We start from the raw sequence: 5,822 nt of genomic DNA on the forward strand, positions 1-5,822 counted from the left end.
TGCCGGAACCGGCCCCGGAGAGCAGCCGGTTGCCGACCAGCCGGGCCGGGACGGGGCGGGTGAGGGCGGCCAGGACGCCGTCCAGCCAGGTCCCGGCGGGGCCCTCGTAGTCGGGGTCGCAGTCGGTGCGGGGGGCCAGGCGCTGGGCGCCGAGTTCAGCGAGCCGGGCGTCCAGGCGGCGGCCGTGGCCGCAGAAGTCCTGGTAGTTGGGGTCGCCGAGGGCGAGGACGGCGTAGCGGCGGCCGTCCAGGCGGACGGGTTCGCCGGTGGTGAGGGCGTCCCAGAAGGCGGCGCCGTTGTCGGGGGCCTCGCCGTCGCCGTAGGTGGAGGTGATCAGCAGCAGGTCGGCGTCGGCGGGGAGGGCGGCCGGGTCGGTGTCGGCCATGGCGTGCAGGGCGGCGGGGTGGCCGGCGGCGGTGAGGCGGGCGGCGGCGGCCGCGGCGAACTCCTCGGCGTTGCCGGTCTGCGAGGCCCACAGGACCAGCAGTTGCCGGGTCGCGGCGGAGGCGGGGGCGGAGGCGGCGCGCGAGTACAGGCCGGCCAGCGCGCCGTTGACCCACTGGGCGTGCACGGGGTCGAACGGGGCGTCGGCCGGGAGCACCGGCACGCCGGGCCGGCCGATCGGGAGGGCGGCCAGGAACCCCGCCAGGTACCGGCGTTCGTCCTCGCCGAGGACGGGCGGGGGCGCGGTGTCCAGCCCGAAGACGGCCGCGGTGACGGGGGCGGTGTCGAAGGCCGGGAGGGGCGCGGGGTCGGCGGGCGCGGCGGTGGTCACCGCGGTCAGGGAGACGGCGCAGTACTTGAGTTCGGGCTGGAAGGAGAGCGGGTCGACGGCGTCGGAGGTGACGGCGTTGATCGACAGGTCCTCGCCGAACAGGTCGTTCCAGTGGAACGGGGCGAAGCAACTCCCGCGCTGCACCCGGTCGGTGAGCACGGCGGGCAGCACGGCCCGGCCGCGCCGGGAGGCGATCTCGACGCCGTCGCCCGCGCCGATGCCGAGCGCGGCGGCGTCCTCGGGGTGGATCTCGACGAACGGCGACGGGTTGAGTTTGGCGAGTTTGGCGACCTTGGCGGTCTTGGTGAGGGTGTGCCACTGGTGCGGGAGGCGGCCGGTGTTCAGCACGAACGGGTGCTCGTCGTCCGGGAGTTCGGCCGGGTCGAGGTGCGGGCGGGGGTGGAAGACGGCCCGGCCGTCGGGGGTGGGGAAGTGCGGGGTGCCGTCGGGGAGCAGGTAGCGGATCGGGTTGCGGTCGGGCCCGTCGGGGTCGGCGGCGGGCCACTGGACGGGGGTGTCGCGCAGCCGCGGGTAGGAGGCGCCGCGCAGGTCCCAGCCGGTGGCGGGGTTGTACGCCTGCTTGAGCTCCTCGAAGACCTGCTCGGCGTCGGTGAAGTCGAAGCCCTCCGCGTAGCCCATGGCGCGGGCGACCTCGGCGATGATCCGCCAGTCCGGGAGGGCTTCGCCGGGCGGGTCGGCGGCGGGGCGGGCCAGGGTGAGGTTGCGTTCGCTGTTGATCAGCACGCCCTCGGTCTCGGTCCACAGCGCGGCCGGGAGGACGACGTCGGCGTAGGCGTTGGTCTCGGTGTCGGCGAACACGTCCTGGGTGATGACGAGTTCGGCCTTCTCCAGGCCGGCTATCACGGTGCTCCGGTTGCCGACCGAGGCGACCGGGTTGGTGCAGATGATCCAGCAGGCCCTGATCTCGCCGTCGGCGAGCTTCTCGAACATCTCGACGGTGCCCCGGCCGACGCCGTCGGCGCGCAGCGTGCCGGGCGGCAGCTGCCACAGCCGCTCGGTGAACTCCCGGTCGGCGGCGGACTGGACGGTGCGCTGGCCGGGCAGGCCGGGCCCCATGTAGCCCATCTCGCGGCCGCCCATCGCGTTGGGCTGGCCGGTCAGCGAGAACGGGCCGCTGCCGGGGCGGCAGATGGTGCCGGTGGCCAGGTGCAGGTTGACCAGGGCGTTGGTGTTCCAGGTGCCGTGCGTGGACTGGTTCAGCCCCATCGTCCACAGGCTGGTGAACTCCCCCGCCTCTCCGATGAGTTCGGCGGCCTTGCGGAGGTCGGCCTCGGCCAGGCCGGTGATCTCGGCGACCTTGGCCGGCGGGTAGTCGGCGAGGAAGTCGGGCATCGCCGCCCAGCCCTCGGTGTGCCGCTCGATGAACGCCTCGTCGAGGTGCCCGTCCGCGTGCAGCAGGTGCAGCAGGCCGTTCAGCAGCGCCAGGTCGGTGCCGGGCTTCAGCTGCAGGAACAGGTCGGCCTTGGCGGCGGTGGCGGTGCGCCGCGGGTCGACCACGATCAGCTTGGCGCCCGCCTTGACCCGGTCCATCATCCGCAGGAACAGGATCGGGTGGCAGTCGGCGGCGTTCGAGCCGATCACCAGGAACACGTCCGCCAGGTCGAGGTCCCGGTAGGAGCCGGGCGGGCCGTCCGCGCCCAGCGACAGCTTGTAGCCGGTGCCGGCACTGGCCATGCACAGCCGGGAGTTCGACTCGATCCGGTTGGTGCGCAGGTAGCCCTTGGCGAGCTTGTTCGCCAGGTACTGGGCCTCCAGGCTCATCTGCCCCGACACGTACAGCGCGACCGCGTCCGGCCCGTGCTCGTCCACGATCGCCCGCAGCCGCCGCCCGGTGTCGGCGATCGCCCCGGCGACCGGCGCCGGCACCGGCTCCCCGCCGCGGACCGGGCGCACCAGCGCGGTGGACAGCCGGCCGGGCGCGGCCAGCATGTCCGCGGTGGTCGCGCCCTTGGTGCACAGCCGGCCGCGGTTGGCCGGGTGCTCCGGGTCCCCGGAGACCTTCCGCACGGTGCGGCGGCCGTCCGGGCCGGTACCGACGTCCAGGAGCAGGCCGCAGCCCACCCCGCAGTAGGAGCAGACCGACCTGACCTGTTCGGTCCCCGGTCGCTGCGGCTTCGCTGCATCCTGCGCCACCTGTCCGGCCACGGGAACCCTTCCGTTCGACCTGCACCTGCCTGCGGCGACTGTAGGAAGAGCGCATTTCGCGGCTGTCTCCGCGGCGCACGGCCGACGGTTACACCGCCCGCACAGCGGATCGGACCCGCCGGTGAGGCACCGGACACGCTACGGGCCCCGGGCCGGGGCCCCGGCCGAGCCCCGGTCGAGCGGCGGCGGGACGGCCGCGGGGCGGCTCAGCCGCTGTGCGGCACCCCGGCGACCAGCACGCTCTGCCCCCGGAACTCGGCCACCACCGCGCCCGCGGCCGTGCGCACCGTCACGTCGTACACGCCCTGCCGGCCCGCCAGCGTCCGCTCCACCGCCTCCGCCACCAGCTCGTCGCCGAGCTGCGCCGGGGCCAGGAAGGTGACCTGCGCGCCCTGGGCCAGCGCCACCGGCCCGTAGCTGTTGCAGGCGTACGAGAACGCCACGTCGGCGAGCAGGAACACGTACCCGCCGTGCCCGATCCCGTGCGCGTTGGCCATCTCCTCGGTGACCTTCATCCGCGCCACCGCGCGGCCCCCGGACACCTCCCCGAGCACGATCCCCGCGCCACTGGCGGCCCGGTCGCGTTCGAACATTGCGTCGATCCTGGAACGTCCCACTACGGCCCCCCGGTGAGCTGCGCGTTCAGCGGCAGCAGCATTAGACCGATCACGTTGACGGCCTGTCAATGACGCCACGGCCCGGCGCCGGCCGGGGAAGCCCCCTGACCGGCGCCGACGGCCGCACCGACCGCTACGGCACCTGTTCCATCCGGGGCGGCAGGGCCACCCTGGTCCGACCGGGCAGGCCGTCCGGGACGGGTTCCCGGACGAACCGCACCCCCGGGGCCCCGAGGGTCTGCGCCAGCCCGGCGACGGGGGGACGGCCGTCCGCCCCCGGGTGGGTGCTGACGTGCGCGGTGCCGACCACCACCACGTACTTGGCGGGAGGCGCCCCCTCGCCCTGCTGACCGGCGGGCACCGCCCCCTGGTGGGTGGCGATCACCTCGTGGGCGTAGGCGTTCATCCGCCGCGCCCGGAAGTACTTGCCCTCGTCCCCCGCGACGTCGGCGATCCCCTCCCGGTTGCGCCGGGCCGGGTAGCCGTCGATCACCCGGACCTCGACGCCCTGCCGGTGGGCTTCGACGATCGTGTCGAGGACGGCGTCCTCGGGCAGCTTCATGCCCTTGGACTGCCGGCGGGCGACGGCTGCCAGCTCCTCCCCGGGGGCCGTGCCGGGCGGCGTCGTGGCGAAGTACCGGTCCAGCATCGGCTGGACCGCCTCGTCGGTGAAGTGCTCCAGGTACAGGGTGCGGACCCCGGAGTCCCGGAGCTGCTGCATGTTCCCTCGCAGGAAGTCCCAGGTCCCCTGGTCCCCGTGGTTCTCGCCGAGGACGAACCCCTGGTGCTGCCCCAGCAGCGCCTGCGACTGCCCGTGGGCGCCCGCGGCGTTCGCCAGCAGGTCGTCCACCTCGGCGGGCCCGGGCTGCTCCGGCAGCCCCTGCGCCGCCAGCCGGTCCGCGTCGGCGTCCAGGTCGGCGTCCCGCTGCTGCTGCGCCTCCCAGTACCCCCGGGTCTCCGGACGGCTCGCCCCGTAGCGCCGCATGAAGTCGACGCTCTCGGCCGACTGGTTGTCCACGGCGAAGCCGTCGCCCCGGCTCCGCAGGCTGTGCACGATGAAGTCGCGGACCGCGGTGGGGACGGACTCGTACTGGCTGTTGAGCATCCCCGGTTCGATGCGGCAGACCACCTCCCCGGTGGCCTTGTCGAACGAGAGGTGGGGGGCTCCGGCCGGGCCGAGTTCGACGCGCGTGCCGTTCGTCCGCCCGCCCCGGTGCTCCATCCAGAACTGCAGGCTGTCCGCGTCCTGCTGCCACTGCTTGGCCAGCCTGCGCCGCTCCTGCTTCTCCGCCTCGTACGCCTTCTGCTCCGGCGTTCCGGGAAGGCGCGCCTTCAGGCCCTTGTCGGGCTTCGGCGGTTCGTCGACCTTCGGGAACACGCCCTGGACGGGGTGGCCCGGCGGGTTCCGGTGGCTGACGCCGATGCCGTCGGACGGGTCGGTGCCGTGGGCGTTCAGGGTGCCGAAGCGGTCCATGAAGGCCGGGTCGTGCGGGCCGGAGAGGGTCTTCCCGTGCGGGTCGGCGACGGAGGCCCAGAGCGTCCAGTCCTCGCCGAAGCCGGTGGGGAGCGCCCCGTCCGCGGTGGTGACCTTGCGGTCGGTCAGGTCGGCCCAGCGCAGCGTGCCGTCCCGGTCGTGGACCAGCGCGACCGCGTGGCCGTCGCCGTCCTTGCCAGCGCCGATCACGGTGGCGAAGCTGCCCGGGCCGCCCTCCTGCACCTGCTCCATCAGCTTCCGGACGGCTTCCGGCCCCTCGCCGAACCGGGCCGGGGCGTCGTGCCGCTTCCACAGGGCGTCGGCGCCCGCGTGCTCGACCTCGCCGTGCAGGCTCTGGCCGGAGACCCGGGGGCGCCCGAAGTGGGTGTCCCGGTACGCCTCGACGTTCTCCAGGCAGGCGTTCAGGTCCTCGGTGCGCCGCCCGCCCGGGCCCTCGTGGGCCTGGCCCTCGTGGACCTGGCCCTCGTGGACCGGGGCCTCGTGGACCGGGGCCTCGTGCGGATTCACCTTGTGCAGCAGCGAGTTGCTCATTGGCGGGTGCAGCTTCGGCTCGCCGCCCAGGTAGCTCACCAGTTCCTGCGAGAGCGGGTGCTCCGGCCCGAACGGCCGGAACCCGCGGCCCTCGATCACCGCCGGGTCGTTCTCGTACTCCTCGGTGCGGCGGGACTTCGCCGGGGGCGCGGAGTCGGCGGCCGGGGAACCGGGCTCCTCGTCCGGGTCCGGGGTGCGGCCGTGCTTCCTGGAGGACGGCGGCGGGGGCGGGGAGGGC

The 5,822-nt window shown here is 74.5% G+C and carries 3 protein-coding genes; all 3 read right to left on the minus strand.

The window, feature by feature from the left end; genetic code table 11:
• The coding region (locus tag IH44_RS0138835) for a molybdopterin-dependent oxidoreductase (RefSeq protein ID WP_232795264.1) at positions 1-2,941 on the minus strand (2,941 nt) is incomplete at its 3' end.
• 206 nt (positions 2,942-3,147) lie between these two features.
• Complete coding sequence (gene paaI, locus IH44_RS0138840; protein WP_030464574.1) at positions 3,148-3,534, minus strand: hydroxyphenylacetyl-CoA thioesterase PaaI; 387 nt, start codon at positions 3,532-3,534, stop codon at positions 3,148-3,150.
• 157 nt (positions 3,535-3,691) lie between these two features.
• Positions 3,692-5,822, minus strand: a 2,131-nt coding sequence (locus tag IH44_RS0138845; protein ID WP_030464575.1) for a toxin glutamine deamidase domain-containing protein, incomplete at its 5' end; no start/stop codon positions are given.

Origin of the sequence: Kitasatospora sp. NRRL B-11411, from assembly GCF_000721345.1 — a bacterium.
Lineage (GTDB): Bacteria > Actinomycetota > Actinomycetes > Streptomycetales > Streptomycetaceae > Kitasatospora > Kitasatospora cineracea.

Coding starts and splice junctions, on each gene's coding strand:
- paaI (WP_030464574.1), bottom strand. CDS start 3,534: ATGTTCGAACGCGACCGGGCCGCCAGTGGCGCGGGGATCGTGCTCGGG.